Below are 22,020 nucleotides of genomic sequence, written 5' to 3'. Positions count from 1 at the left end.
GGAAGAGAGCCGGCCGCTCGCGGATTCGGCAGGGGCGTCGAGGGAGTCGCGGAATGGCGAAGGGGAGTCTGAAGCTGGGGGCGGCGGTGCTGGTCGGCACCGTCCTGTTCGGCACGGCGGCGTTCGCGCAGAGCGCGGCACCGGAATGCGGTGCCATCCAGAAGACCCTGGCCGAGCGCAAGGCTCTGGTCGGCCGCGCCAATGCGGCGTCGCAGTCCAAGAAGAAGATGACCCCGCAGGAGGCCTGCGCCCTGTTCGGGAAGCTTCAGTCCAACGGCGCGGAAGGCATCAAGTGGATCGCCGCCAACAAGGAATGGTGCTCGATCCCCGATTCTTTCGCCGAGGGCTTCAAGGCCGACCACGTGAAGGTCAGCGGCATCCGCACCAAGATCTGCAGCGTCGCCGCCCAGGCGACCAAGATGGAGGCGCAGGCCCGCGCCCAGGCCCAGGCCCAGGCGGGTGGCGGCGGCGGCGGGCTGCTCGGCGGCCCGGGCTTGACCGGAAGCTTCAAGCTGCCGCAGGGCGCTCTCTGAGATCGTCTGAGAGGATCGCGGATCCGGCGCGGGTCCCCCCTCGGCAGCGGCGGGGGACTCACGTGCGGGACGACCGGAGATCCGACCGATGAACGGCACGGTGTTTGACGACGGGCGGCCGGCCGACGCGGTCTCCGGGCACTGGGTCGACCGGCGGGCGCCCCGGCCCTGGCGCCCGTACCTGCGCCTGGCCCGGATCGACCGGCCGATCGGCTGGTGGCTCCTCCTCCTGCCCTGCTGGTGGTCGGCCGCCCTGGCGGCGATCGCCGCGGACCAGGCCTTTCCCGACCCCTGGCACTGCCTGCTCTTCCTGATCGGCGCCGTGGCGATGCGCGGGGCGGGCTCGACCTACAACGACATCGCCGACCGCGACCTCGACGCGCAGGTCGAGCGCACGCGCCTGCGCCCCCTGCCCTCGGGCCAGGTGCGGCCGCGCCACGCCGCCCTGTTCTTGGTGATCCAGGCCCTGATCGGGCTGGCCGTCCTGCTGCAGTTCAACGCGGAGGCGGTGATCATCGGTCTCTGCTCGCTGCTGCCGGTGGCGATCTACCCGTTCATGAAACGGGTCATGCCGTTGCCGCAGGCGATCCTGGGACTGGCCTTCGCCTGGGGGGCTCTGATGGGCTGGGCCGCGGTGTTCGCCCGCCTCGATCCGCCGGCGCTCCTGCTCTACGCGGGCGCCCTGTGCTGGGTGATCGGCTACGACACGATCTACGCGGTGCAGGATATCGAGGACGACGAGATCGCGGGGATCCGCTCCTCGGCCCGCCTGTTCGGCCGGCACGTGCGGCTCGCCGTCGGGCTCTGCTACGCGCTGGCCGCTCTCTTCGTGGTGCTGGCCGCGCGCGGGGCCGGAGCGGGGCTCGTCGGGTATCTGGGGGTCGCCGCCTTCGCCGGGCACCTCGCCTGGCAGGTCCTGTCGCTGCGCGAGCGCGACGGGCGCGGGGCTCTCACGCTGTTCCGGTCGAACCGGGATGCGGGCCTGATCCTGTTCGTCGGCCTCACCGCCGACGCGCTGCTGCGCAACCTGTTCTAGGCGCCGTCGGCACCCTCAGGTGCGGGCGATGATCTCGTTCTCGCCGCGGAAGATCTGCGGGCGCGCGGGCAGCCGGCCGGTCTTGCGGCGGGCCAGGAAGCGCGGGCGACGGCGGCCGAGACCGGCGTGGCGGCGACGGATGCGGACCTGACCGAGAATCAGCCGGCCGATCTGCTGGGAGACCGGGACGAGGAGGCCGTCCTCCCGGACGATCATCCGCACGAGGCCCGCCCGCGCCGCGATGTCGCGCCACAACGCGACCACATCGTCCTCCTCGAAGCTGCCGAGGCGCTGCAGCACGTCGCCTTCGGCGTCGACGAGGATCAGGCTGAACCGGTCGGCGCCCACGATCTCCGCGTCCTCGGTGGCGTAGGCGAGCGCGATCCCGACGGCCCGGCGCGCGCCGGGGGCGCGGCCGATCACCGGCAGCGGCGAAGCGACGAAGCGGGGCGCGGTGTCGGCACCGTGCATCGGGTGTCCTGCGTGGCTTTTGTCCGTGGCCGGGGAAGTGTTCATCGGTCCGAGTCCCTGGAGCAAGTGGCGACCCCTGTCGGGCCGTCCGTTATGCCAAGCAAAATCGCACCCGAACTCCTCCGCACCGCTTAAGAGCCGTCGTTAAGCGAATCTGGACAGCGCTGTCATTTGCGGAATGCTCAATGCTTCCTTGAATGCTCAACGTTTCCTTGCGCAGATCGGTCGTTATCGATCGATCAACCAGCATCCTTGTGGCGCTGCGGGCGCCGCCGTACAACGGGGCGACCGGGCGCGCGATCCTCCGCGCCGGGTCTTCTCAGCCCGACCGGGTGAGCCCAAGCGGGCCCGGACGTCCGCCCGCCGGACGGGCGGGCCGGCGGGGCCCTCGCGGGCCGCACGGATTCCACGCGGAGCGCGATGCCAGAGCCTCTCACCGACGATGCCGTATCCGCCCTGATGCCGGAGCTGCGCGCCGTGATGCGCGAGGCCGCCGACATCGCGCGGCCGTTCTTCAGGCTCGGCGGGCAGACTTCGGCCCGCATCTGGTCGAAGGCCGGCGGCTCGCCTGTGACCGAGGCGGACGTCGCGGTCGATGCCTTCCTGAAGGTGCGTCTGAGCGCCCTCGTGCCGCGGGCGGCATGGTTGTCGGAGGAGACCGCCGACGACCCGGCGCGCCTCGGCCACGACCTCGTGTGGATCGTCGATCCGATCGACGGGACGCGGGCGTTCCTGTCGGGCCATCCGGACTGGTCGATCGCGGTGGCGCTCCTGTCGGGCGGCGAGCCGCTGATCGGCTTCGTCCACGCGCCAGTGGGCGACGCGGATTACGAGGCCGTGCGCGGGCGCGGCGCGACGCGGAACGGCGAACCGATCCGCGTCGATACCAAGCAGAGCCTGCCCGGCGCCCGCGTCACCGGCCCGAAGCCGATGCTCGACCGCCTGGCCCGGGGCGCCGGAGCGGACCCGGATTTCGAGGTGATCGCGCGGATCCCGTCCCTCGCCCTGAGGCTCGCCCGCGTGGCGGACGGGACGGTCGATATCGGGATGATCTCCGGGAATGCCCGCGACTGGGACCTGGCCGCCGCCGACCTCGTTCTGCGCGAGGCGGGCGGCGTGGTCTGCGATTTCTCCGGGTCTGCGACGCCGTACAATCGCGCTGACCCGGTGCACGGCGAGTTGCTCGCCGCTCCGGCGGGTCTGCGCGACCCGGTGCTCGCCGCCTGGGACCGCTGAGGCCGAGGCCCCGCGTGTCCGCGGCGAGCGACCTCAGGCCGTCGCGGTCTCGCGGATCTTCACCGCGGCGGGCGCGAGCCCGAGACGCTCGGCGAGATGCCAGTGCAGTTCACGCGGGGAGTGGTAGTTGTAGGACCGGTCGATCAGGTCGCTGAGATCGGCCCCGGTCTGGTCCGCGGTCTTGGCCCGCGCCAGCTTGCCGACCCGGAAGGTCGGGGCATCGGTGACGGGGGAACGGACGCCGCGGCGCCGTGTGTACTCGAATAACATCACTGTCTTTTCTTTTCTGGACCGGACGTTGGCTGCGCCCGGCGTCGTTTCTGGGATATTGCCTCCGACGCGACCGGAACCCGGGCAGTCTCGCCCGGGCAGGCAGCGTCGGAAGGGGGAACCGCGTCTGGCGGCCGCTTCATGCGCCACCCGCAATCCTCAGTTGCACACTTCGGCGCACTGAGGGCGCGGGAAGCGCCTCGGAACCCGCGACGGTCAGGCCGCCTGCAGGTTGCCGGCGGCGTCCTTGCCGCTGCGCTTGTCCGTGAGGATCTCGTAAGCGATCCGCTGGCCTTCGATCAGGTTGCGCATCCCGGCGCGCTCGACGGCCGAGATGTGGACGAACACGTCCTTGCCGCCATCGTCGGGCTGGATGAAACCGTAGCCCTTGGTCTCATTGAACCACTTCACAGTGCCGGTATTCACGTAGTGTACCTCGTTCGTCCATAGGCCATCCGCGCGGCACGAGGGCCGCGTGATGCACCACGGTCTTTCTGGATTTGGCCAGTGCGGCGGGGCGCGAGTCGCTGAACCTTGAACAGCGTCAGCCTCGGTGGATAAGCCCCCCGAGGACGTATTTAGGCGCAGGCTGCGGCCGCAACAAGGCATGGGCGGCGTATCATCTGCGTCGCAGGCCGGGATCGGGAGGGGGCCGAGCGGCACCGCCCCCTGTGATTCCGGGCATTCACGATGCATATACGGAATGCGCTCAAGCAGTTAAGGCGCGTGGCTCTGGACGATACATGGCAGGCATCTCGGTCTCGCTGGACGGTGCGAACATCCAGCTCTCCTTCCAGAAGGACGATCAGGCGACGGCGGTGGTGATGGATGCCCGCGCCGCCCGGGCGCTGGTGCGCGCCGTCGGGCAACTCCTCACGGCGATCGACGATACGGACGAGCCCGACATGGCCGACGAGATGGGCGACGAGGAGGTCGCCATGCTCGACGTGACGTCGTCGGCCATCGAGGTCGGTACCGACGACGAGGGCCAGGCGGTGGTCGCCCTGCAGGCCGGCGCTCTGCCGCCGTTCCAGCTCCGCCTGACGGACGAAGAGGCCCGCCACGTCGTGACGAGCCTCTCCGAGATCCTCAATGCCCCGCGCGACGTGCGGACCTCGCACGGCGGTCACTGACGGCCGGGCGCACCGCCGTCGCGGGCGCCGTCACATGCGCGTCCCGGGATCCGTCGGCGTGCCGGGGAAGATGTCCGGCTCGGAGCCCGGACCGCCGGGTTCGCCGATCCCCGGATCGTTCACCGGATAGGGCGTGCGCGGGCCGGTCGGGCCGATATCGGGCTCCTCTTCGGGCGTCGGTGGGGGCGGCGGCAGGTCGCCGGGCGTGGGCTCGGGAAGGCCGGGATTGGCCATGACGCGACTCCTGATGGCTGGGATGGGGACCAACGGGCCGCCTTCGCGGGGGTTCCGATCACCGGTCCGGCGTCCGCTCCCGGACGCGGCCGGGCGGCGGAGGGCCGCGGGAACGGGCGGCACGAGCCTCCGTTAGCCGGGCAGATCCCCTGACCGGAGACCCGCCATGCCCGACATCCGCCACGCCAAGATCCTGATCCTCGCCACCGACGGTTTCGAGGAGAGCGAGTTGACCGTCCCGCAGGCCAAGCTGGCCGAGGCCGGCGCCGCGGTGACCGTCGTCGCCCCGCAATCGCGCCAGAGCAAGGGCACGATCCGCGGCTGGGACAAGACCGACTGGGGCCGGGAGGTCGCGGTCGACACCGACCTGGAGCAGGTCGACCCGGCATCCTACGACGCCCTCGTCCTCCCGGGCGGCCAGATCAACCCGGACAAGCTCCGGCTCGAGCCCCGGGCCCTTGCCCTGATCAGGAGCTTCCTGACCTCCGGCAAGGTCGTGGCCGCGATCTGCCACGCCCCGTGGCTGCTGATCGAGACCGGCGCGGCCAAGGGCCGCGACCTGACCTCGTTCAGCTCGATCCGGACCGACGTGATCAATGCCGGCGGCCGCTGGCACGACAAGGACGTCGTGACCGATCACGGCATCGTCACAAGCCGCAATCCGGGCGACCTCGACGCCTTCTGCGCGAAGATCGTCGAGGAGATCCAGGAGGGCGGCCACGGCGCCCGCCAGCTGGCGGCGTGACCCGCGCGGGCGCCGGACGACCGGCGCCCGTACTCAGCCGCGGCCGCGCTCGCCGGTGACTTCCAGCACCGTGCAGCCGCGGATCGGGCGGCCGTACTCGTCCGCGCCCTCCACGGTGACCCGGTGGGCGCCGGGGGCGAGGTCGTCCGGGAGCCGCGCCGTCCAGATATGGGTCGAGGGCACCGCCCTCACCCAGCTCTTCTTCGTCTCTGGGTAGCGCTCGTAGAGCTCGGTGACGAACGGGTCGGGGCGGCGGGTGCGCGCCATCGGCCGGGGCGGTGCGTCCCCGATCCGGAACGCGAGCCGCGTGCGCGGGCCGCCGTCGAACACGTTCACCACCAGGGTCGTGTCGGCGAGCGCGTCCTGCGGCACCGGCGGCCGGAGCCCCTGCACCGGCCGGGTCCAGCGCACCACCTCAGGCGCGCCGGCCCGCAGCTCGCTCTCGAACAGGATCCGCATGGTCTCGTCCGGCTGCCCCTGCGCGGCGACGTAGCGCGTCGTGTAGTCGGTGCCGCGGATCGACAGGACGTGGAACCCGTTCGGCGTGCCGTCGCGGCTGTCGGCCGAGGGGATGCCCGTGCGGGTGTCGGGACCGCTCCACCACGAGCCCGAGACAGCGGTGAGCACGTGATGGTGGTGCCCGTCGGCGAGGTAGTGGTGCTCGGTCGTGTGGGTGTGGCCGGCGAGGCTCAGCACCTTGCGGCCGGCGAGCAGGTCGAGGAGCGCGGCGCGGTCCGTGGTGTGGGTGCGGGGCTCTTCGGGGCCGGTCTCGGTGTGCAGGGGGATGTGCATAGCCAGCACGATCAGGTTGTCCCGCGGGATCTCGGCCAGGAGGTTGCGCAGGAAGGCCAGGCCGCGGTCGCCGATCCGGCCCCGGTAGGTGTTGGCGCCCACCGGCACCGGCGGCCCGAGCCACTCGACGTTGTCGAGCATCACGAACCACGCCCGGCCGTGCCGGAACGCGTAGGTCGGCGCGCCGAACACCCGCTTCCAGGTCTCGCGGCTGTAGCGCGCGTCCGGCGCCTGCATGTTGAGGTCGTGGTTGCCCGGCAGGCTGTACCAGGGCAGGCCGATCCGCCCGACGATCCGGTTGGACCGGCCGTAGAGCGAGAGATCGTCGAACAGCACGTCGCCTGTGGTCAGGCCGAAGGCGGCCGGGATCGCCATGGCGCGGGCGACCGCGGTGTCGCGCACGTGGTCGAGTTCGAACCGGCTCTCGGGCTGGGGATCGGTGAACAGCACGACGTCGAAGTCGTCCGGCTCGTCCGCCCGGGTCAGGGTGAAGTCGATCGAGGCCGGGAGCGGCCCGGTGGGCGCGAGGCCGCGGTAGCGCAGGCCCAGCTCGGCGGGCGTGCCTCCGGGCTGGTGGATGTAGGAGTGGCGCGGCACGTTGTCGGCGTCGCGCGGCAGGGCGTAGCCCGGCGGCTTGATGACGAAGACCGCGCCGTCGCCCAGCATCGGCAGGCGGTAGCGGCCGCGGTCGTCGGTCCGCGCGATCTCGCGGCCGTTGGACACCAGCACGCCCGGCAGCGGGACCGGCTCCCCGCCGGCCGCGTCGCGCGCGGCGACGATCCCGGTGGCCTCGGTGGCCTCGGCGGCTTCCTGCGCGCCGGCCCGGCCCGCGACGAGGCCGAGGGCGGCGGCGCCCGCCATGGTGCTCCGGCGGGTCAGGCCTCCGGGCTGGGTGTCGCGCGACATCGATGGCTCCTGCACGGCTTCGCGGCGCGGCGTCCCGCGGGAGGCCGGCAACCGGCATCCGGGACGCTGCCTCCGCGGCCAACCAGACGCGTTTGACCTCCGGATGACAGGCGCGGCCCCGAACGCGCGAGGCCCGCGCCTCGGCAGAGGTGCGGGCCTCGGATCGGGTTCGACGGGCGGGCGTCGCCGGGAGCGGCCGGCGCCCGCGGATCCGACTACTCCTCGTCGCCGGGCTCGAAGGTCTGCGGCATCGGCTCGGCGCTGGCGACCGGGGTCGGCGCGCCGATGGTCGAGGGCACGTTCACGCCGTCACGCTTGTAGATGTCGTCGCGGAACTGGACGATGCCGTCCGGGGTCGACCAGGCGGTGATGTAGGTCCAGTAGACCGGCACCGGCTGGGAGATGTTGGCGTCGATGCGCTTGCCGCTCTCGATCGCCTCCTCGACCTTCTGACGGTCCCAGCCGGGCGTGTCCTTCAGCAGCCACGTGATGTACTCGCGCACGTTCTGCACGCGCACGCAGCCCGAAGAGATGAAGCGGAAATCGTCGCCGAACACGCCCTTGGTGTTCGTGTCGTGCATGAACACGCCGTAGGGATTCGGGATGTTGATGCGGACGATTCCCATCGAGTTGAAGTCGGCGCCCGAATCCTGCCGGTAGGTGTAGCGGGTGCCCTCGTCCGAGAACCAGTTCACCGACTTCGGCGAGACCTCGGAGCCGTTCGACAGGATCCGGATCTTGTTGTCCGTCAGGTAGTTCGGATCCTTCTGCATCTTCGGGATCAGGTCCTTCTTCACGATGGAAGCCGGGACCGTCCAGGTCGGGTTGAAATTGATCTGCGTCGCCTTGGTGTTCATGATCGGCGACTGGCGGTCGATCTTGCCCACGCCGGCGGCGTGGAGCGTGACGACCTGACCGTTCTCGACCGTCTCGACGAGCGCGGCCGGGATGTTGGTGATCACGAAGCGCCGGCCGAGATCGCCCGAGTAGGAGCGCAGGCGCACGACGTTGATCTCGAGCTGGCGCAGGCGCACGTCGGCGGGCACGTTCATGGCCTGCTGGGTCGCCATCGTCATCGCGCCGGTCTGGCTGAGGCCGTGCCGGGCCTGGAACCGCTTCACGCCCGCGGCGACGTACGAATCGTACACGCCCGAGCCGCCCGCGGCCGGATCGAGGTCGCCGGTGACGATCAGGCGCTGGCGGATGGCCGCCACGGCCGGGCCGCGCGAGCCGATCCGCAGGTGGTCGGCGCCGGAAACCTGCCGCCAGCCACCGCGGGCGACGATGTCCTTGTAGCGCTCCACCATCTGCTCGGTGGACGTCACGGTCTGGGGCGAGAGGATCGGCACCGTCTCGCGCTGCACCTGCATGCCGGCGGGTGAGGCGTAGTCCTGCGCCCACTCGGCCTGGGCATAGTTGCCCTGATCGCGGGCTTGGGCGCCGCCGATGCCGAGCGCGCCGAGGGCGGCGACGCCGAGGATCGCGGGGAACCGGTTTTGTGCCTTCTTGCGCATCGGTCGCTGGCTCTGGTCCGGGGTTCGTCAGGTCGTGACGGGAGCGGATTGTCTCGGGCGCCACGGTGTCGGGATGGCGTTAAGACTCCCTATCGAAGGGGCCGGAATGTGGCATCGCCGTGCGCCAGCGCACGCGGCGTCCCTCTGCGGCACCCTGGCAACAGCCATCGTCGCGCCGGTGTGGCAGGGATGCCATAGCGGTCCGGTTCGGACGGCGCGCGGGAGCAGCATGGATTCGGGCGAGGCCCTTTCGGATCGACGTGTCGGGCCGGCCCTGCGGGCCGTCGTCGCCCTGCTGGCGCTCTACGCCCTGCTGCTCCAGGCCTTTCTCGGCGGCCTGATGCCGGTGCCGGCGGCGACCGACGGCCTCTGCGCGCAGCATGCCGAAGCGTCCGCTCCATCGGGCGCGCCCGTCCCCCACGACCACGGCGATTGCTGCACGGCGGCCCAGGCCACCGGCCCGGCGCTCCCGCCGCGCCCCCCGTCCGTCGGCTTCCGATGGATCGCGACCGCGGACCTGCGGCCGGCCTGGCCCCACAACCGGAGCGTCGGCGCCCGCGCGCCGCCCGGCACCATCGCGTCCCCGAGGGGGCCGCCGACCGCCTGAGCGATCACCACCTCTCGGATCCCTCAGGACGGATGTATTCCCATGAAGACCCTTGTCTCGGCCGCCCTCGGCCTCGGGCTGCTCGCCTCCGCGGCGCAGGCCCACGCGGTGCTGGAACGCAAGCAGGCAGGCCCCGGCGCCTCGTATCGCGGCGTCGTCCAGATCATGCACGGCTGCAACGGCAAGCCGACGACCCGCGTGAGCGTCACCATCCCGGAGGGCCTGATCGGCGCCAAGCCGATGCCGAAACCCGGCTGGACCCTCGCGACGACGCGCGGACCCTACGCCAAGACCTACGCGACCCATCACGGCACGGCCGCGGAGGGCGTGACTTCGATCACGTGGAGCGGCGGCTCCCTTCCGGACGATCAGGTCGACGAGTTCACCTTCCTGGCGCAGGTCGCCGGCACCTTCGAGCCCGGCGCGACCGTCTACGTCCCGGTCCAGCAGGATTGCGCGGAGGGCAGCTATTCCTGGTCGGAGATCCCCAAGGCCGGTCAGGACGCCCACGACCTGAAGGCGGCCGCGCCGTCCTTCCGGATCGTCCAGGTCGCCCAGGCGGGCGGCGCGCCGGCCGCGGGGACGGCCGCGGCCGCGACGACCGTGAAGGCCGGTGACCTGACGATCGAGACGCCGTGGCTGCGCGCCACGCCGAACGGCGCCAAGGTCGCCGGCGGGTACGTGCGCATCACCAACACGGGGAGCGCCCCGGACACGCTCACGGGCGCCACGGTGCCGTTCGCCAAGAGCAGCGACATCCACTCCATGTCGATGGAGGGCGGCGTCATGAAGATGGCGCCGGTCACGAACGGCCTGACCATCAAGCCCGGCGAGACCGTGGAGCTGAAGCCCGGCGGCTATCACCTCATGTTCGAGGACCTGACCGGCGCGCCGAAGGCGGGCGACACCGTCGCGGGGACGCTCACCTTCCAGCGCGCCGGCACCGTGCCGGTGACCTTCACGGTGGCGCCGATCGGCGCGGGCGCGCCGGGCGGCCAGCACCAGCACCAGCACTAGCCGCCCGGGACCGAGCTTCGGCCGCCGGACGACAGCCGTGACGCGAGCAGATCCACGAGGCCGGGCCGCCGCGGCGCCCGGCCGTCGCGGCCGCGCGGACCCTCGGGTCGCCCCCGCGCGGCCGGCGCGCGCGCTCGCCCGGATCGTGGCGCTCCTCGCCCTCTACGCCCTGGCGCTCCAGGGCGTCCTCGGCGGCCTGGTCTCCGCCGCCGCGGGGCCGGACCATGTCCTCTGCCTCGCCGACGGCGGCCCGACCGATCCGGCACCCGCCGGCAAACAGCTGCCGGCCCCTCATCGCGGGGATTGCTGCGTCGCCTGCCACGCGGCCGGCCCCGCCACCCTGCCCGCGCCGTCGACCGTCGCCGCCGTCCCGGTCGCCCGACCCGTCGCGGCCGCCGCCGCCCGGCCGCGGCGCGTCGCCCTCCCGCGGGCGCCCCCGCGTCCCGGCCTCGGAGCCCGCGCCCCGCCCGTCGTCTGACCGATCGCCGCCTCCTCTCGATCGCCAGACACGGATCCCACACCATGCCCCGCCAGTTCCGGGCCGGCCGACGCGCCGCGCTCCTGCTGTTCACCTGCGCGACGCCGGCCGCGGCCCAGGCACCGTCCGCCGCCTCGGTCACCCTGTCCGAACTCAGCGTCGTCGGCGCCGCCGCGACGGACGCGCCGTCGGACGAGACCCGCGGCTCGCTCTCGGTACCGAGCGTCGACCGCCAGAGGGCCGCCCTCGCGGGGACCGTCGGTTCCGTGGCCTTCGTCGACGCCGCGGCGCTCCAGGACCGCTACACCAACACGCTCCGCGACGTGCTCAAGGACGTGCCCGGCGTCTACGTGCAGGAGCGCTACGGGCAGGAGCTGCGCCTGTCGGTCCGCGGCTCGGGCATCGCCCGCGCCTTCCACCTGCGCGGGCTGGAGCTGCTACAGGACGGGATCCCGCTCAACCTCGCGGACGGGAGCGGCGACTTCTATCAGGTCGACCCGCTCGCCCTGCGCTCGGTGGAGGTCTACAAGGGCGGCAACGCCCTCACCTTCGGGGCGACGACGCTCGGCGGCGCCGTCAACGCCGTCACGCCCACGGCCTACACCGCGCTGGCGCCCAACATCCTGCGGGTCGACGGCGGCAGCTTCGGCACGATCCGCGAACAGGCGCAGATGTCCCGCATCGACGGGCCGCTCGACGGGCTGGTCAACGCGACGCTGACCAATTCCGACGGGTTCCGCGCCCACGAGGCCCAGGCCACGAAGAACTTCAACGCCAATATCGGCTACCGGATCGCGCCCGACATCGAGACCCGCTTCTATCTCGGCACCTACCTCACCGATCAGAAGCTGCCCGGCACCCTGACCCTCGGCCAGAGCCTCTCGACCCCGACGCTGGCCAACCCGACGGCGATCACCGGCAACCAGTCCCGCAAGGTCGAGACGGAGCGGATCGCGAACCGCACCTCGTTCCTGCTCGACGTAGGCAAGCTCGACGTCGACACCTGGGCGATCCACAAGAGCCTGTACCACCCGATCTTCCAGGCGATCGACCAGGACGGCTGGACCTACGGGATCAGCCCGCACTGGGCCGGGACCTTCGATCTCGGGGGTTTCCGCGACGACGTGGTGCTGGGCCTGCGCGCCTTCGCGGGCCAGAACGCCGCGCTGCAATTCGTCAACGTCCGCGGGCAGCGGGGGGCGCAGACGCTCAACGCCCTGCAGAGCGCCTCGAGCGTCGAGGCGTACGGCGAGAACCGCTTCTGGTTCCTCCCGGACGTGGCGCTGATGACCGGCGCGAAGGCGTTCTCGTCGAACCGGACCTTCAGCGACAAGGGCGGGCTGCCGGGCAACCCGAACCCGCGCTTCGCCGACGTGACCTACGCGGGCGTCAACCCGAAGGTCGGCCTGCTGTGGCAGCCGCGGCCCGACATCCAGATCTTCGGCGACGTCGTCCGGTCCCGGGACGTGCCGGACTTCTCCGACCTCGTGCAGCAGAACCTCCTGAGCACCACCTTCGTGCCCCTGCGGGCGCAGCGCGCCTGGACCTACGAGGCCGGCGCCCGCGGCCGCGTCGACCGCCTCGCCTTCGACGTGACGCTCTACCGGTCGGACCTGCGCGACGAGCTGATCAACTTCGCGACCAATCCCGGCCTCAACATCCCGGCCGCCACCTTCAACACCCCCCGCTCCGTCCACCAGGGCGTCGAGGCGGCGCTCACCCTGGACCTCGTCCGCGACCTCGCGGCGGCGGGTGACGGGCTCAGCGTGACCCAGATCTGGACCCACAACGACTTCCGGTTCGTCGGCGACCCGGTCTTCGGCAACAACCGCATCGCCGGGATCCCGGCCGACGTGCTGCGCACCGTCCTGAGCTACCGGCACCCGCGCGGCTTCCACGTCGCGCCGTCGCTCGACTGGGTGCCGCAGGGCGCCTTCGCCGATCACGCCAACACCCTGCGGGTGCCCGGCTACACCCTGCTCGGCGTCGAGGCCGGCCTCGATCTCGCCGACGGCGTCGCCCTGTTCGTGGATGCCCGCAACCTCACGAACGCCCGCTACGTCTCGGACATCGCCGTGGTGGCGAACGCCGCCGCGACGGCCGGAGGCCCGGCCGCACTGGCCGCCTTCTATCCCGGGAGCGGCCGCAGCGTCTTCGGCGGTATCCGCGCCTCGTTCTGAGCGCGGGTGCCGCCATCCGCGGCACTTCTCCAGATCCCGGGCGGCGGGTTAAGGTTAAAAAAACATGAACCCTGCTGTCCGGGCCAATCGGCGCTAGGATTGCGGCGTCGTCCGAAAGCCACGGACGGAGCGTCCCGGATCGGAACGAGCCGGGCCGTCGGACGGCACAGGAGAGGCAGATGAACGGCTTCGATGTCACGTTCCGGGACGATCAGGACTGGGTCGATTTCGGCAGGTCCTACGTCAACTCGGAAGCCTTCAAGGCGCTGTTCCGCGACGGGATGACCCTGGTCGAGGAGACGGCCGCCTATCTCGACGGCGAGGGCCGCGACGAGTCGCGCCTCGTGTCCCGGGACGCGACGCTCAGCTACGCGGCCGAGAGCATGCGCCTGACCACGCTGCTGATGCAGATCGCCTCGTGGCTCCTGGTGCAGCGCGCCGTCGCCGAGGGCGAGATGACCCCGGCCGAGGCCCTCCTGGAGAAGCACCGGGTCAAGCTCGGCACGGCCGAGCCGCCGAAGCAGCAGGATTTCAACCTGCTGCCGATGCGCCTGCAGCAGCTGATCCTCCGGGCCCGTCGCCTGCACAGCCGCATCCTGCACCTCGACGCGCTGATCGCCGAGGACCGGCCGACGCCGCAGCCGGTGGAGAGCCCCGTCGCCGCGCAGCAGGGCCTGCTGCGGATGGCCTTCCGCATGAGCGAGGGCTGAGCGGCGCTCCCCGGAGCGTCGCCGCCGCGCGAGGCCGGCGTTCCGGCCCCGACGCTCAGAACGCCGGGAACTGGCCCGGGAACTGTTCCTTCAGGATCTGCCGGATCGCGTCGTTCTGGAACGCGTGGACCAGCTTCGGCACCCAGGGCTTCCCCGTGTCCGCCTCGCGGACCACGATGACGTTGTTGTAGGGGTTGTCGACCTTGGACTCGATCGCGATGGAGTCCTTGCCGGGGATCAGGCCGGCATCGACGGCGTAGTTCGTGTTGATCACCGCGGCGTCGAGATCCTCGAGGCTGCGGGGCAGCTGCGCGGCGTCGACCTCCTGGAACTTCAGGCGCTTGGGATTGTCGACGACGTCGAAGACTGTCGGCAGCAGGCCGACCCCGTCCTTCAGGCGGATCAGCTTCTCGGCCTGCAGCAGCAGGAGCGCCCGACCGCCGTTCGACGGGTCGTTGGGGATGCCGATCTGGGCCCCGTCCTTCAGGTCGCCGACGGCCTTGATCCGCTTCGAATACAGGCCGATCGGCGTCACGATCGTCTCGCCGACGGGGACGATCTTGTAGCCCCGCGCCTTGACCTGGTTGGCGAGAAACGGCTTGTGCTGGAAGGCGTTGGCGTCGAGGTCGCCGGACTGGAGCGCCTCGTTCGGCAGCAGGTAGTCGGAGAACACCACCAGGTTGATGTCGAGCCCGTCGCGGGCCGCGATCTCCTTGGCCTTCGCCCAGAGGACTTCGGCATCCCCGCCCATGATGCCGACCTTGATCTTGTCCGCGGCCAGGGCCGGCGCGGCGGCCAGACCGACCAGGGCGAGGAACAGCAGCAGCAGACGTCTCATCGGATCTCGATCCTAGCAGTGCGTCCGGAGAGCCTCGGCCCCCGGACAGGCGGGCCGCCCGCGCGGCGGAGTTCCGGCGAACCGCGGGTGACCGGGGAAGGATACGACGGCCCGGCCGCGCTTTGAATGCGCCGGCGGCGGCCGGACCCGGCCGCGGAGGCCGCGGGTGCGCCCCGACCGAGAAGAAGCGTTTCCGCCCGCCGGCCCGGACGCGCGGTTCGCGCCAAGGTCCGGGCGATCTTCGCAAACCCGTCCTGTGGATAACGCGCGCGACCGCGCGACGCCGCGCACGAAAACGGGCGGCCCCGCCAGGGACCGCCCGTCTCGTACAGCGTCGCCGTGACGGCTGCGGCGCTCAGCGCTTGCCGAGGTTGCCGAACCGCGAGTTGAAGCGCGACACGCGGCCGCCGCGGTCGAGCATCTTCTGCTCACCGCCGGTCCAGGCCGGATGGGTCAGCGGATCGATGTCGAGATTGAGGGTGTCGCCCTCCTTCCCGTAGGTCGAACGGGTCTGGTACTCGGTACCGTCCGTCATCACGACCTTGATGAAGTGGTAATCGGGGTGCTCGGTCCCCTTGGCCTTCGCGGCCGCGTCCTTCGCCATGACCTTGGTCCCTGTCTGGCACGCCGGCGGGAAGCGCAGGAGGCGCCGCCCGGCCCGGAATGCGGAAGATGTCACCGGTTGCACCGAACCATGGGTTCGTGGCAACGGCACGTCCAAGCCGACCGTGGTGGCGGCCCGCGGCCATTGAACACACGCAATCGGATGAGCGGCGGCCTATACCGCAGCCGCTCCCCGGTCACAAGCGCCGCGGACCGGGAGAACGACAACACGTGAGGCGTGATGGCCCGTAAGACCAAGGCGGCCGCGGCCGGCCGACCCAGAGCCCCGCTGAGCGCCCTCCGGCCGCTCCTCCCCTTCGCGCTGCGCTACCGCGCGCGGATCGCCGCGGGGCTCGTCGCCCTCATCTGCGCGTCGGCCTCGACGCTGGTCGTCCCGATCGCCATGCGCCGGGTCATCGACCACGGCTTCACCGCCGACGGCTCGAACGTGATCGACGCCTACTTCCTCGCCCTGCTCGGGGTCGTCGCGGCCTTCGCGCTGTCGAGCGCGGCCCGCGTCTACACGGTGGTGACGCTGGGCGAGCGGGTCGTCGCCGACCTCCGCAGCGCCGTCTTCGCGCGGCTGACCCAGCTCGATCCGGCGTTCTTCGACCGGGCGCAGTCCGGCGAGATCGTCTCGCGGCTCACCGCGGACGCGACGCAGATCAAGTCGGCCTTCGGCGTCTCGGTCTCGATCCTGCTGCGCAACCTGTTCCTGTTCGTGGGCGCCACCGCCATGATGGTGGTGACGAGCCCGCGCCTGTCGGTGATGGTGCTGGCCGCGATCCCGATCATCGTCTTCCCGCTGATCGTGTCGGGCCGCGGCGTGCGCCGGCGCTCCCGGGCGGCCCAGGACCGGCTCGCCGAGGCCTCGGCCTACGCCGCCGAGGCGGTCGGAGCGGTGCGGACGATGCAGGCCTTCGGCCGCTCCGACTCGACGGCGGCCCGGTTCGCCGCGGCCTCCGAGGAGGCCTACGGCGCCGCCCAGGCCTCGATCCGGGCCCGCGCGCTGCTCACCGGCGTCGCGATCTTCCTGATCTCGGCCTCGGTGGTCGGGGTGATGTGGTACGGCGCCCAGGGCGTCCTGAACCACACCATGACGGGCGGCGAGCTCTCGCAGTTCGTGCTCTACGCCGTGTTCGGCGCCGGCGCCCTCGGGCAGCTCTCCGAGGTCTACGGCGACCTCGCCATGTCGGCCGGTGCGGCCGAGCGGCTCACCGAGATCCTCGCCGCCGAGCCCGCGATCCGCGCGCCGTCCCCGGCCCTGCCGCTGCCCGAGCCGGCCCGGGGCGCGGTGGCCTTCGAGGACGTGCGCTTCGCCTACCCCACCCGCCCGGAACACGCCGCCCTCGGCGGCCTCAGCTTCGCGGCCGCGCCCGGCGAGCGCATCGCCATCGTGGGCCCCTCCGGCGCGGGCAAATCGACGGTGTTCCAGCTGCTGCTGCGCTTCTACGACCCGCAGGGCGGCCGGATCCTGGTCGACGGCGCCGACATCGCCCAGGTCGATCCCGAGCGCCTGCGCGCCCGCATCGCCCTGGTGCCCCAGGACCCCGTCGTGTTCTCCGGCACCGTCACCGAGAACATCCGCTACGGCCGCCCGGAGGCCGGCGAGGCGGAGGTCCGGCGCGCGGCCGAGCTCGCCAACGCGCACGGCTTCGTCTCGGCCCTGCCGCAGGGCTACGCGACCCAGGTGGGCGAGCGCGGCGTGACGCTCTCGGGCGGCCAGCGGCAGCGCATCGCCATCGCCCGGGCGATCCTCAAGGACGCGCCGATCCTGCTCCTCGACGAGGCCACCTCGGCCCTGGACGCCGAGTCCGAGCGCGCCGTCCAGGCCGCCCTCGCCACGCTGATGCAGGGCCGGACCACCCTGGTGATCGCCCACCGGCTCGCCACGATCCGCGCCGCGGACCGCATCCTGGTCCTCGACGACGGTCGCATCGTCGAGACCGGAACCCACGAGAGCCTGCTGGCCCAGGGCGCGCTCTACGCCCAGCTCGCGAACCTGCAGTTCACCGACGCGCTGGACGAGACGGCGCGGGGCAAGGAGCCCCGCAGCCGGGGCGAGCGCCTGCCGGTCGCCGAGTAGCCGGGCCGCGCCCGGAGCCGCCCAGGGCGGCGCCCGTCCGCGCGACGGATCGCCGGTGCGGGGTGCGCGGCCTCAGTGCGCGGACGCGGCCTGGCGCTGCCCCCGGGTCGCGGTATCCTGCGCCCGCTCCGCCGCGGCCTGGATCTGGCCGACCTGGGCCACGATCGTGTCGGTCGCCCGCACCATCTGCCCGGCCAGGTCCCTGACCTCCGCGGCCGCGGCCGCGAAGCCCCGGCCCTCTCCGCCGTCGCGGGCCGCCTCGATCGCGGCCCGGAGCGCCATCAGGCTGGTCTGACCGGCGATGCCGGCCAGGAGGCCGGTCGCCGCGTCGGCCGCCGCCGCGGCGGACGCGGCGTCGTCCGCGGCCCGCACGCCCGCGCGCAGGTCCGTCAGCCCGTCCTCGAAGACCCGCACGGCCGCGGCAATCGCGCTGGCCTCGTCCCGCAGGGCGACGTGCGGCCGGGGGTAATCGTCGGCTCCGGGCCGAACCGCGTTCAGGGACAGGCTGAGCTTCGACATCGATACGGTCTCCCTGGATCGGCCGCACCATGGGACGCCAAGGATAACGATGCGTTAATTCAGCAGAGCTGCGGCGCGCACAGGATAAATCGGCGCCCGCCGGGGGAATTACCGCCTATCTCTTCCGGGTTCTGGCGGTCGAAGCTCTCGTAAGACGATCGGATGCTGGCCTGATCGGCACATGCACCTGCGAACGCGGAGCGAGATCGCCGCGAAACTGGTCACCGGACGCGGGCCGCGCGCCGACACACCCTGCGGCGCCGCGACGGCCCGACAGCCCTAACGCTCGGTGAGCTTCATCTCGATCCGGCGGTTGCGGGCGTAGGCTTCCTCGGTCGCCCCGGCTTCGAGGGGCTGGAACTCGCCGAAGGCGCCCGCCAGCAGGTGCTGCGGCGGGATCCCCTTGCCGGCGAGGAACTGCACCACCGCGATGGCGCGCGCCGCCGAGAGGGACCAGTTCGACGGGAACTGCGACGTGCTGATCGGGCGCGCGTCGGTGTGCCCGTCGACGCGGAGCACCCAGGGCAGATCCGCCGGGATCTGCTTGGCGAGCTCCGAGACCGCGCCGGCGATGCGGTCGAGCTCCGGCCCGGCCTCGGGCTTGAGGGTCGCGGAGCCGGCCGGGAACAGCACCTCGGATTGCAGCACGAAGCGGTCGCCGACCACGCGGATGTCGGGCCGGTTGCCGAGGATCTGCCGGAGGCGGCCGAAGAAGTCGGACCGGTAGCGGGCCAGCTCCTGGACCTTCTGCGCGAGGGCGACGTTCAGCCGGCTGCCCAGCTCGGCGATCCGGGCCTGGGATTCCTTGTCGCGGCTCTCAGAGGCCGCGAGGGCGTCCTCCAGGGCTGCGAGCTGGCGGCGCATGGCGCTGATCTGCTCGTTGAGCAGGTCGATCTGGGACTGCGCCCGCCGGGTCGCGCCGCGCTCGGTCTCCAGCTGCTTGTCGAGGGTGCCCGCCGCGCCCTGGCTGACCGTCGCGGCCTCGGCCTGCACCTTGGCCCGGTCGCGCTCGGCCTCGACGCCGGCGAGCGTCGTGCGGAGATTGCGGGCCTCCTCCTCCTGGTTGCGGCGGTTCGTCCGCTCCAGGGCGAGGAGGTCGGTGAGGTCGGCGATCTGGCGGTTGAGCCTGGCCAGGGTCTCGTCCCGTCCGGTCAGCTCCTGCGACAGGAAAAACTGCCCGACCACGAAGACCGTGAGCAGGAAGACCACCGACAGCAGCAGCGTGGCCAGCGCGTCGACGTAGCCGGGCCAGACGTTGAGCGTCCGCCGGGTCCGGGTCGCCGTGGAGGCCACTAGACGCGCTCCCGGCCCAGCCGGTCCAGCACCTGCTTCAGCTCGCGCTCGCGGCTCGCCTGCGCCTCGACCCAGTCGCGGATCATCTGCTGCTCCGCGCGCATGTGCTGGACGAGGCCCTGGATGCCCTCGGCGAGGTTGGTCATCGCCTGGGTCGCCGCGCGGCTGCCGCCGCCCTCGGCCACCAGGGCGCTCAGGCGGTCGACCGCCTCCTTCAGCTCCTGCGTGCCGGCGGCCGGCCGCGCCGCGGTCGCCGCCGCGACCGGCGCCGACTCCGGAGCTGCCGCGCCGGACATCAACCAATCCTGCAACTCGTTGTGGAACCGGGCATGGGCCTGGCCCGCCTGCAGTTCCAGGAAGCCGGTGATCAGCGACGAGGCGAGGCCGAACAGCGAGGCCGAGAAGGCCAGACCGATGCCGGAGAGCGGCACCGCGAGGCCCGATTTCAGCTCGTCGAACATCACGCCGGCATCGCCGCCGCCGCGCATGCCCTTGATGACGCCGCCGACCGCCGACAGCGTGTCGATGAGGCCCCAGAAGGTGCCGAGGAGGCCGAGCAGGATCAGGATGCCGGAGATGTAGCGCAGGATCTCGCGGCCCTCGTCGAGGCGCACCGCGATCGTGTCGAGGTAGCCGGTCGTCCCCGGCAGGGTGGCTCCGCCGGCCCGCGCGGCGATCATCGGCGCCATCGGCGCCAGCAGGGCGGGCGGCTTCTTGACCTGCGCGCCGCCCGCGACGGCGTTGACGTAGGCGGTCTCGCGGAACAGCCGGACGACCTGCCCGAAGGCGATCAGGACGGCGATCAGCAGCACACCGAGGATGAGCCCGTTGAGCCCGGGATTGGCCAGGAAGGCCGGTGTGATCTGCCGGAACAGAATGAAGGCCAGGAAGCCTACAAGGATCAGGAAGATGACCATCCGCCCGAGATAGATCCCGGGCTGTGCCAGCGGCCCATTCTTGTCGTCGCCGGTTTCTCGGGCGGCCATCGATCGTTCTAGCCTGATCTCACCACGCGGCAGCCGGCCATCGGCGCCCCTCGGGGGGCACTGTGGGGGTAGGCCCGCACGCGATCAAGTCTCGGGAAGGTCATCGCGGAGCTATGCCCAGGCCGATCGAGACCAGTCCCGCACAAAAGGCTTAGCGGCCCGCGACCGCCTTACGCCAAACCGGCATCCACCGGGCCGGACAGGGCGCTAATCCCAGAAATGCGGCGCGGTCTCCTCGAGATTCGGCCCCAGGCGGAGGGCCGCGACCCGCGTGGCGAGGCCGCGCGCGTCCGTCTCCACCGCGATGCCGCACAGGGTGCCCTCGCCGACGGCGACCTCCCAGCGGGAACCGGGCGTCTTCTGGATCATGCGGCGGATCGGCTCGTCCTTCTGCATGCCGATCACCGAATCGTAATCGCCGCACATGCCGGCATCCGACATGTAGGCCGTGCCGCCGGGCAGGATCCGGTGATCCGCCGTGGGCGTGTGCGTGTGCGTCCCGACGACGAGGCTCGCCCGGCCGTCGAGGTAGTGGCCGAAGGCCTGCTTCTCGCTCGTCGCCTCGGCGTGGACGTCGACGATCACCGCGTCCGCCGCCGCGCCGAGGGGGCAGGCGGTGAGCTCGCGCTCCACCGCCGCGAAGGGATCGTCCATCGCGTCGAGGAAGACCCGGCCCATCACGTTGACCACGAGGACGCGGGCGCCGCCCTGGGTCTCCACGACCGTGGCGCCGCGGCCCGGGGTGCCGGGCGGATAGTTCGCCGGCCGCACCAGGCGCGGCTGGCGGGCGATGAACACCATCGCCTCGCGCTGGTCGAAACTGTGGTTGCCGAGGGTGACCGCGTCGGCGCCCGCCTGGATCAGCTCGTCGCAGATCGTCTCGGAGATGCCGAAGCCGCCGGCCGCGTTCTCGCCGTTGACCACTACGCAGTCGAGGCGCCAGCGCTCCCGGAGCCGCGGCAGGTGCTCGCACACCACGGTGCGGCCCGAACGCCCGACGACGTCGCCGAGGAAGAGCAGGCGCATGGGTCAGGCGGTCCTGTCGCAGCGGATCACGCCGTCTTCGGTGATCACGAACTGGAGGGGGCGGTCGTGCGGCTCGGCCGGCACGCGCGCCACCTCCTGGGCGGCGAAGCCGATGCCGACGGTCAGGACGGGGTTCGTCCGGGACAGGCGCGCGATCGCGCCGTCGTAGTAGCCGCGGCCGTACCCGATGCGCTGCCCGGTCCGGTCGAAGGCCGCGAGCGGCACGATCAGCGCGTCGGGCTCCACCGGCGGCAGCGACGGGTCGGGCTCGCTGAGGCCGAACCGGCCGGCGACGAGGGCGTCGCCGGCGCGCCATTCCCGGAACACCAGGCCGTCCGGCGTGACGTGCGGCAGGGCCACGGCCTGCCCGCGGGCGCGCAGGCCCTCGGCGGCGGGCCGGGGATCGACCTCGCTGCGGATCGGCCAGAAGGCGCCCACGAGACGGGCCTGGGCGAGTTCGGGCAGCGCGAGGAGCGCGTTCCCGATCGCCGTCGAGGCCGCCTGCCGGGCCGCGGGATCGAGGGCGTCGCGGGAGGCGAGGGCCGCGGCGCGGAGTTCCGCCTTGCGGGCGGCGTCCGGAGCCTCGGTGCCGGTTCTGGGAGAGGTCGGGTGCGGAGCCACGTGAGCCGTTGGAGGATCGATCCCGGGAAACCTACAGCGTAGGTGGGCGCCGTGTTGGCCAAGTCCAGGGACGAGGCCAGGGACAGCTCCCGAGGGAGTCGATAAGGCCCCGGGGATAGTGCTCCTGACGAACTCTGCAGCCCCGCTCCCATCATGTAGCGGTCCCGGCGCGTTCCCGCCAGGGCC

General features: G+C 72.0%; 24 protein-coding genes and 1 other RNA gene. 11 read left to right on the top strand and 14 right to left on the bottom strand.

The window, feature by feature from the left end:
- Window positions 1-53 precede the first annotated feature (53 nt).
- Both ACLBYG_RS06425 and ubiA read left to right on the top strand, forming a co-directional pair.
- On the top strand, window positions 54-533 hold the full coding sequence (locus tag ACLBYG_RS06425; RefSeq protein WP_020090668.1) for a hypothetical protein: 480 nt from the start codon (window positions 54-56) through the stop codon (window positions 531-533).
- 88 nt (window positions 534-621) lie between these two features.
- On the top strand, window positions 622-1,569 hold the full coding sequence (gene ubiA / locus ACLBYG_RS06420; protein WP_020090669.1) for a 4-hydroxybenzoate octaprenyltransferase: 948 nt from the start codon (window positions 622-624) through the stop codon (window positions 1,567-1,569).
- A gap of 15 nt (window positions 1,570-1,584) precedes the next feature.
- On the opposite strand, the gene ACLBYG_RS06415 is transcribed toward ubiA, so the two are convergent.
- On the bottom strand, window positions 1,585-2,040 hold the full coding sequence (locus ACLBYG_RS06415; RefSeq protein WP_056531694.1) for a DUF6101 family protein: 456 nt from the start codon (window positions 2,038-2,040) through the stop codon (window positions 1,585-1,587).
- Between the two features lie 420 nt (window positions 2,041-2,460).
- Between ACLBYG_RS06415 and ACLBYG_RS06410 the strand changes: the two genes are divergently transcribed.
- Window positions 2,461-3,276 (top strand): inositol monophosphatase family protein, encoded by an 816-nt coding sequence (locus ACLBYG_RS06410; RefSeq protein WP_447680924.1) that lies wholly within the window; start codon window positions 2,461-2,463, stop codon window positions 3,274-3,276.
- 33 nt (window positions 3,277-3,309) lie between these two features.
- Here the strand turns inward: ACLBYG_RS06410 and ACLBYG_RS06405 are convergent, their stop codons facing one another.
- Both ACLBYG_RS06405 and ACLBYG_RS06400 read right to left on the bottom strand, forming a co-directional pair.
- Window positions 3,310-3,546, bottom strand: a complete 237-nt coding sequence (locus ACLBYG_RS06405) for an AsnC family transcriptional regulator (protein ID WP_091679178.1) — start codon at window positions 3,544-3,546, stop codon at window positions 3,310-3,312.
- Window positions 3,547-3,762: 216 nt separating this feature from the next.
- Window positions 3,763-3,972 carry a cold-shock protein gene (locus tag ACLBYG_RS06400; RefSeq protein ID WP_012322269.1) on the bottom strand — a complete coding sequence of 70 codons (210 nt, stop codon included), beginning with the start codon at window positions 3,970-3,972 and terminating at the stop codon, window positions 3,763-3,765.
- Window positions 3,973-4,289: 317 nt separating this feature from the next.
- Here ACLBYG_RS06400 and ACLBYG_RS06395 point away from each other — a divergent pair, with 317 nt between their 5' ends.
- A complete protein-coding gene (locus ACLBYG_RS06395; protein WP_020090673.1) occupies window positions 4,290-4,679 on the top strand; it encodes a hypothetical protein in 390 nt (129 codons plus the stop codon).
- A gap of 30 nt (window positions 4,680-4,709) precedes the next feature.
- Here ACLBYG_RS06395 and ACLBYG_RS06390 read toward each other — a convergent pair whose 3' ends face one another.
- Window positions 4,710-4,913, bottom strand: a complete 204-nt coding sequence (locus ACLBYG_RS06390) for a hypothetical protein (protein ID WP_012322267.1) — start codon at window positions 4,911-4,913, stop codon at window positions 4,710-4,712.
- Between the two features lie 166 nt (window positions 4,914-5,079).
- Between ACLBYG_RS06390 and ACLBYG_RS06385 the strand changes: the two genes are divergently transcribed.
- Window positions 5,080-5,658 carry a type 1 glutamine amidotransferase domain-containing protein gene (locus ACLBYG_RS06385; RefSeq protein WP_447680923.1) on the top strand — a complete coding sequence of 193 codons (579 nt, stop codon included), beginning with the start codon at window positions 5,080-5,082 and terminating at the stop codon, window positions 5,656-5,658.
- Window positions 5,659-5,691: 33 nt separating this feature from the next.
- Here the strand turns inward: ACLBYG_RS06385 and ACLBYG_RS06380 are convergent, their stop codons facing one another.
- On the bottom strand, window positions 5,692-7,356 hold the full coding sequence (locus ACLBYG_RS06380) for a calcineurin-like phosphoesterase C-terminal domain-containing protein (RefSeq protein ID WP_447680922.1): 1,665 nt from the start codon (window positions 7,354-7,356) through the stop codon (window positions 5,692-5,694).
- A gap of 215 nt (window positions 7,357-7,571) precedes the next feature.
- Window positions 7,572-8,870, bottom strand: a complete 1,299-nt coding sequence (locus ACLBYG_RS06375) for a L,D-transpeptidase family protein (RefSeq protein WP_020090677.1) — start codon at window positions 8,868-8,870, stop codon at window positions 7,572-7,574.
- A gap of 229 nt (window positions 8,871-9,099) precedes the next feature.
- Here ACLBYG_RS06375 and ACLBYG_RS06370 point away from each other — a divergent pair, with 229 nt between their 5' ends.
- The 5 genes from ACLBYG_RS06370 to rcdA all read left to right on the top strand — a co-directional run bounded on the left by ACLBYG_RS06370 (window position 9,100) and on the right by rcdA (window position 13,862).
- The gene (locus ACLBYG_RS06370) at window positions 9,100-9,477 is read left to right on the top strand and encodes a hypothetical protein (RefSeq protein ID WP_447680921.1); all 378 of its coding nucleotides are present in this window, start codon (window positions 9,100-9,102) and stop codon (window positions 9,475-9,477) included.
- A 42-nt stretch (window positions 9,478-9,519) separates the two neighbouring features.
- Window positions 9,520-10,494 carry a copper chaperone PCu(A)C gene (locus ACLBYG_RS06365; protein ID WP_447680920.1) on the top strand — a complete coding sequence of 325 codons (975 nt, stop codon included), beginning with the start codon at window positions 9,520-9,522 and terminating at the stop codon, window positions 10,492-10,494.
- Between the two features lie 145 nt (window positions 10,495-10,639).
- A complete protein-coding gene (locus ACLBYG_RS06360; protein ID WP_447680919.1) occupies window positions 10,640-10,972 on the top strand; it encodes a hypothetical protein in 333 nt (110 codons plus the stop codon).
- A 44-nt stretch (window positions 10,973-11,016) separates the two neighbouring features.
- The gene (locus ACLBYG_RS06355; RefSeq protein WP_447680918.1) at window positions 11,017-13,152 is read left to right on the top strand and encodes a TonB-dependent receptor family protein; all 2,136 of its coding nucleotides are present in this window, start codon (window positions 11,017-11,019) and stop codon (window positions 13,150-13,152) included.
- Between the two features lie 179 nt (window positions 13,153-13,331).
- Window positions 13,332-13,862, top strand: coding sequence for a protease adaptor protein RcdA (gene rcdA, locus ACLBYG_RS06350; RefSeq protein WP_020090682.1), 531 nt, complete (start codon window positions 13,332-13,334; stop codon window positions 13,860-13,862).
- Window positions 13,863-13,917: 55 nt separating this feature from the next.
- Here the strand turns inward: rcdA and ACLBYG_RS06345 are convergent, their stop codons facing one another.
- The gene (locus ACLBYG_RS06345) at window positions 13,918-14,700 is read right to left on the bottom strand and encodes a MetQ/NlpA family ABC transporter substrate-binding protein (RefSeq protein ID WP_447680917.1); all 783 of its coding nucleotides are present in this window, start codon (window positions 14,698-14,700) and stop codon (window positions 13,918-13,920) included.
- A 355-nt stretch (window positions 14,701-15,055) separates the two neighbouring features.
- Window positions 15,056-15,304, bottom strand: coding sequence for a 50S ribosomal protein L31 (gene rpmE / locus ACLBYG_RS06340; RefSeq protein ID WP_012322259.1), 249 nt, complete (start codon window positions 15,302-15,304; stop codon window positions 15,056-15,058).
- Window positions 15,305-15,544: 240 nt separating this feature from the next.
- On the opposite strand from rpmE, the gene ACLBYG_RS06335 reads away from it, so the two are divergent.
- A complete protein-coding gene (locus ACLBYG_RS06335) occupies window positions 15,545-17,389 on the top strand; it encodes an ABC transporter transmembrane domain-containing protein (RefSeq protein WP_020090684.1) in 1,845 nt (614 codons plus the stop codon).
- A 72-nt stretch (window positions 17,390-17,461) separates the two neighbouring features.
- Here the strand turns inward: ACLBYG_RS06335 and ACLBYG_RS06330 are convergent, their stop codons facing one another.
- From ACLBYG_RS06330 to ssrS, 6 genes are all read right to left on the bottom strand, one after another.
- Window positions 17,462-17,908 carry a methyl-accepting chemotaxis protein gene (locus ACLBYG_RS06330; protein ID WP_447680916.1) on the bottom strand — a complete coding sequence of 149 codons (447 nt, stop codon included), beginning with the start codon at window positions 17,906-17,908 and terminating at the stop codon, window positions 17,462-17,464.
- Window positions 17,909-18,187: 279 nt separating this feature from the next.
- Entirely contained in the window at window positions 18,188-19,201 is a 1,014-nt protein-coding gene (locus ACLBYG_RS06325) for a peptidoglycan -binding protein (protein WP_020090686.1), read from the bottom strand.
- Window positions 19,201-20,187, bottom strand: coding sequence for a flagellar motor protein MotA (locus ACLBYG_RS06320; RefSeq protein ID WP_447680915.1), 987 nt, complete (start codon window positions 20,185-20,187; stop codon window positions 19,201-19,203). Before ACLBYG_RS06320 ends, ACLBYG_RS06325 begins: the two co-directional genes overlap by 1 nt.
- Before the next feature lie 207 nt (window positions 20,188-20,394).
- Entirely contained in the window at window positions 20,395-21,213 is an 819-nt protein-coding gene (locus ACLBYG_RS06315) for a TIGR00282 family metallophosphoesterase (RefSeq protein ID WP_012322254.1), read from the bottom strand.
- 3 nt (window positions 21,214-21,216) lie between these two features.
- Window positions 21,217-21,834, bottom strand: a complete 618-nt coding sequence (locus ACLBYG_RS06310; protein WP_447680914.1) for a 5-formyltetrahydrofolate cyclo-ligase — start codon at window positions 21,832-21,834, stop codon at window positions 21,217-21,219.
- A non-coding RNA gene (gene ssrS / locus ACLBYG_RS06305) (6S RNA) lies at window positions 21,824-21,980 on the bottom strand. The genes ACLBYG_RS06310 and ssrS overlap by 11 nt, the downstream gene beginning before the upstream one ends.
- Window positions 21,981-22,020: the final 40 nt, after the last annotated feature.

Source organism: Methylobacterium sp. D53M, from assembly GCF_053345625.1.
The sequence above is the reverse complement of the archived record's forward strand: the minus strand, read 5'-3'. Positions and strand labels throughout refer to the sequence as shown.

Coding starts and splice junctions, on each gene's coding strand:
- ACLBYG_RS06315 (WP_012322254.1), bottom strand. CDS start 21,213: ATGCGCCTGCTCTTCCTCGGCGACGTCGTCGGGCGTTCGGGCCGCACC.
- ACLBYG_RS06355 (WP_447680918.1), top strand. CDS start 11,017: ATGCCCCGCCAGTTCCGGGCCGGCCGACGCGCCGCGCTCCTGCTGTTC.
- ACLBYG_RS06335 (WP_020090684.1), top strand. CDS start 15,545: ATGGCCCGTAAGACCAAGGCGGCCGCGGCCGGCCGACCCAGAGCCCCG.
- ACLBYG_RS06320 (WP_447680915.1), bottom strand. CDS start 20,187: ATGGCCGCCCGAGAAACCGGCGACGACAAGAATGGGCCGCTGGCACAG.
- ACLBYG_RS06370 (WP_447680921.1), top strand. CDS start 9,100: ATGGATTCGGGCGAGGCCCTTTCGGATCGACGTGTCGGGCCGGCCCTG.
- ACLBYG_RS06385 (WP_447680923.1), top strand. CDS start 5,080: ATGCCCGACATCCGCCACGCCAAGATCCTGATCCTCGCCACCGACGGT.
- ACLBYG_RS06405 (WP_091679178.1), bottom strand. CDS start 3,546: ATGTTATTCGAGTACACACGGCGCCGCGGCGTCCGTTCCCCCGTCACC.
- ACLBYG_RS06425 (WP_020090668.1), top strand. CDS start 54: ATGGCGAAGGGGAGTCTGAAGCTGGGGGCGGCGGTGCTGGTCGGCACC.
- ACLBYG_RS06380 (WP_447680922.1), bottom strand. CDS start 7,356: ATGTCGCGCGACACCCAGCCCGGAGGCCTGACCCGCCGGAGCACCATG.
- ACLBYG_RS06330 (WP_447680916.1), bottom strand. CDS start 17,908: ATGTCGAAGCTCAGCCTGTCCCTGAACGCGGTTCGGCCCGGAGCCGAC.
- ACLBYG_RS06415 (WP_056531694.1), bottom strand. CDS start 2,040: ATGCACGGTGCCGACACCGCGCCCCGCTTCGTCGCTTCGCCGCTGCCG.
- ACLBYG_RS06365 (WP_447680920.1), top strand. CDS start 9,520: ATGAAGACCCTTGTCTCGGCCGCCCTCGGCCTCGGGCTGCTCGCCTCC.
- ACLBYG_RS06395 (WP_020090673.1), top strand. CDS start 4,290: ATGGCAGGCATCTCGGTCTCGCTGGACGGTGCGAACATCCAGCTCTCC.
- rcdA (WP_020090682.1), top strand. CDS start 13,332: ATGAACGGCTTCGATGTCACGTTCCGGGACGATCAGGACTGGGTCGAT.
- ACLBYG_RS06410 (WP_447680924.1), top strand. CDS start 2,461: ATGCCAGAGCCTCTCACCGACGATGCCGTATCCGCCCTGATGCCGGAG.
- ACLBYG_RS06375 (WP_020090677.1), bottom strand. CDS start 8,870: ATGCGCAAGAAGGCACAAAACCGGTTCCCCGCGATCCTCGGCGTCGCC.
- rpmE (WP_012322259.1), bottom strand. CDS start 15,304: ATGGCGAAGGACGCGGCCGCGAAGGCCAAGGGGACCGAGCACCCCGAT.
- ACLBYG_RS06345 (WP_447680917.1), bottom strand. CDS start 14,700: ATGAGACGTCTGCTGCTGCTGTTCCTCGCCCTGGTCGGTCTGGCCGCC.
- ACLBYG_RS06390 (WP_012322267.1), bottom strand. CDS start 4,913: ATGGCCAATCCCGGCCTTCCCGAGCCCACGCCCGGCGACCTGCCGCCG.
- ubiA (WP_020090669.1), top strand. CDS start 622: ATGAACGGCACGGTGTTTGACGACGGGCGGCCGGCCGACGCGGTCTCC.